The organism is uncultured Campylobacter sp., assembly GCF_937997595.1.
Classification (GTDB): Bacteria; Campylobacterota; Campylobacteria; order Campylobacterales; family Campylobacteraceae; genus Campylobacter_B.
Window position 1 is genome coordinate 1 of sequence record NZ_CALKTS010000180.1, and the last position, 2,857, is coordinate 2,857.

Here is a 2,857-nt window from a genome sequence, read left to right on the forward strand (position 1 = left end):
TAGCCTAAAAGTAACTATAAAAATTTGTTTTATGCTTTAAAATTTGGTTTATTTTATTCAAATAGCCATAAACGCTACTTCCGCTTCACCGATATTTATGACCTTGCCTTTGCGCGCCATCACGCCTAGGCCGTGCTCCATGTCCCACGAGCAGCTAAACTCAAAGCCGATTTTCGCACTGTCTAGGATAGAGATATTTTGCAGCTCCAATAGTTCGCTAAGCTCCTACGGCGTGCTGATGCCCGGCATGAAATCGCTTTTCGTCTCACTCGGATAGTCGTAAATTTTCTGCCATTTTGGGTAGTTTTTTAAAATTTCAGCTAAGATGTCCGTTAAAAATTCTTCCTGATTTTGCTTTAGAAACTCTAGTGCGTCCGATTGCGCCTGGCTCGGCTCGTCCGTCTCCTCGCCGTCTTCATCTAAAAACGTGCAGCGAAACTCGCCCTCTTGCTCTAAAGCTTTGCCGGAATACTCCAGTCGCAGCGAGAAACTAAAGTCCTCGTATTCCTCATCTTCAAATTGGGATGAAATTTTAGGTTCTGCAAGATGCGCATTAAAAAACTCCGCGACCTTTGGGCTGCGGATGAAAAGATACTCCTCATTCGCTTCGTAGCTTTTGCGCAAAAATTTAAGCGCCTCCTGCTCCGCGCCGCACTCCAAGCAGCACTCGCCCTTGTAATAATCGCTCACGTAGGGCGGATTTTCATTGCTTCTGGCGTGCTTGTCCATCTCGCCTAGCCAGCGCAGCATATTTGGGGCGTCGCCCGCCCATTTGTACTCATTCATCATGCGCGCCGCGTAGATGTATAGTCGTAGACGCGGTATTTCTCATCGTCCGCCTCCGCCCATTTTACCTCGATAAAGCGAATAATTTCCGCCTTTGTAATCTAGGATTTTTTAAGCAGTTATCTATCTAAGAAAACGCCGATCTCTTCCATTATTTTTTGCGCGTTTATTCCTACTCCTTTATAAATTTTTGCTGATCTGCCTTATGATCTGAAAATAATCGTCAAATTTTTTCTATCTTTTTAAAATTTTATCCATATTGACGCCATTTTGAGCCGGAATTTTATTTTTCTCATTTCTTTGTTTGAGCTGTCCGCACGCCGCACTGATATCTAGCCCCTTGCTCTGGCGGATCGTGCAAGTAATGCCGTGCGCGCAGAGATAGTCTTGGAATTTCACCATGTTTTCGGGGCTTGGCCTGCCAAAGCTCGAGCCTTCGTGCGGATTAAAATAGATCAGATTTACTTTTGCGCGGATGCCGTGCAGAAGCTTCACTAGCGTTTTGGCATCGCTTGAGCGGTCATTTACCCCATCGATCATTAGGTATTCAAACATCACGCGCTTTCGCAGATCGATTGGGAACTCGCGCACCGCCTGCATGATCGATGCAATATTGTAGGCACGATTTATCGGCATTAGTTTTTCACGCAGTTCGTCATCCACTGCATGCAGCGAGATCGCGAGTAGCACGCCAAGATCCATTTCGCCAAGCTTTTTTATCTGCGTAGAAAGTCCGCTCGTACTTATCGTTTGGCGACGCGGCGCTATTGCGAGTCCGTCGTTTTCTTTTAAAATTTGCACGGCTTTGGCAACGTTGTCTAGGTTATTAAGCGGTTCGCCCATCCCCATATATACGACATTGACGCGGCGCTCGTACGGGATTGCGTTCATTTTCTTGATGAGCCAAATTTGAGCCACGATTTCGCCTGAAGTTAAATTCCGTACGAAACCACCTTTTGCTGTCAAGCAGAAGCTACAGCCAATTTTGCAACCCACTTGCGAACTTACGCAGATTGAGTAGCGCGCGTGCCTTATAACTTTTTCGTTTTCATCTCGCAGCTCATCCTTCATCGGTAGCAGGACACTTTCGATCGTCTTGCCGTCTTTGAGAGCGAAAAGATATTTGATACTGCCATCGCTACTTGTTTCGGATCTGATGCGTTTAAGCGGGTCTAAATAAAAATTTTGAGCTAAACTTTGACGGATCTCTTTTGGTAGATTTAGCATTTGTGTAAAGTCGTCCACATTCTTTTTGTAAATCCATTCGTAAATTTGCTTGGCTCTAAATTTTGGTTCGATGAAATTTTCAAGCTCTTTCATCGTAAAATCAAAGATATTTTTCAAATTAATGCCTTAGTTTTTAGATATTTAGTTAAATTTTCTTTTGCAGCGGCGTGATTTTTTAAAAAATCCGTGTGAGCATTTGAATTGCAAAAATTCGTTGCACAAAAAATTCCGTAAGCGGGAATTTGAAATTTTTGCGCCGTCTTGAGAACCGCAAAAAATTCCATATTTTCTAAAAAATAACCTCGTTTAAAGAATTTTAGCGCGGATTTTTTATCGGTCGTAATAAAATTTGAGCTATTAGTTATTGTTTCATATGAAACATCGACAGAATTCCTAGCTATAATTTCATAGCTAATCGGAGAGTATGAAAGCTCATAAAGCGCCGATATCTCGCAGTTTGCAGCCGATCTGCTTTCATAAATTTTTAGAATTTTACCTTCTTTATATAGCCCTGCAGAACCCACGAAAATGATTTCACTCGGCAAGCTTTGCCTATTTTCGCATAAAAATTTAGTTAAATTTATACTAACATCCACTAGTCCCACACCCATAGGCAGGGCAAAATCAAAAATTTCATTTCGTCCGGCAGAGATTATCATTTACGCATTCACGCTTTCATTATTTTTCACTAATCATAGCAAAATGACGATAAATTTAAAGCTAAATTTTGAAATTTTTTCGTCGTAAAGTATCAGATGAAATTAAAATAAATCGAGTAAATATCTATGAGAGCTGTACCCTTATCTTCCATAATGGTAGCAGCGCAGGTGGCGGGTAGAAGATG

The 2,857-nt window shown here is 42.0% G+C and carries 4 protein-coding genes; all 4 read right to left on the minus strand.

What is annotated here, in order from left to right; all coding sequences use genetic code 11:
• Positions 1-57 precede the first annotated feature (57 nt).
• Positions 58-210 (minus strand): hypothetical protein, encoded by a 153-nt coding sequence (locus Q0614_RS06520; protein ID WP_297962073.1) that lies wholly within the window; start codon positions 208-210, stop codon positions 58-60.
• 15 nt (positions 211-225) lie between these two features.
• Positions 226-786, minus strand: a complete 561-nt coding sequence (locus Q0614_RS06525; RefSeq protein WP_298787421.1) for a hypothetical protein — start codon at positions 784-786, stop codon at positions 226-228.
• Between the two features lie 234 nt (positions 787-1,020).
• On the minus strand, positions 1,021-2,130 hold the full coding sequence (gene rlmN / locus Q0614_RS06530) for a 23S rRNA (adenine(2503)-C(2))-methyltransferase RlmN (protein WP_298787423.1): 1,110 nt from the start codon (positions 2,128-2,130) through the stop codon (positions 1,021-1,023).
• Positions 2,127-2,672, minus strand: a complete 546-nt coding sequence (locus Q0614_RS06535; RefSeq protein ID WP_298787425.1) for a purine-nucleoside phosphorylase — start codon at positions 2,670-2,672, stop codon at positions 2,127-2,129. The genes rlmN and Q0614_RS06535 overlap by 4 nt, the downstream gene beginning before the upstream one ends.
• Positions 2,673-2,857: the final 185 nt, after the last annotated feature.

Coding starts and splice junctions, on each gene's coding strand:
- Q0614_RS06525 (WP_298787421.1), bottom strand. CDS start 786: ATGAATGAGTACAAATGGGCGGGCGACGCCCCAAATATGCTGCGCTGG.
- Q0614_RS06535 (WP_298787425.1), bottom strand. CDS start 2,672: ATGATAATCTCTGCCGGACGAAATGAAATTTTTGATTTTGCCCTGCCT.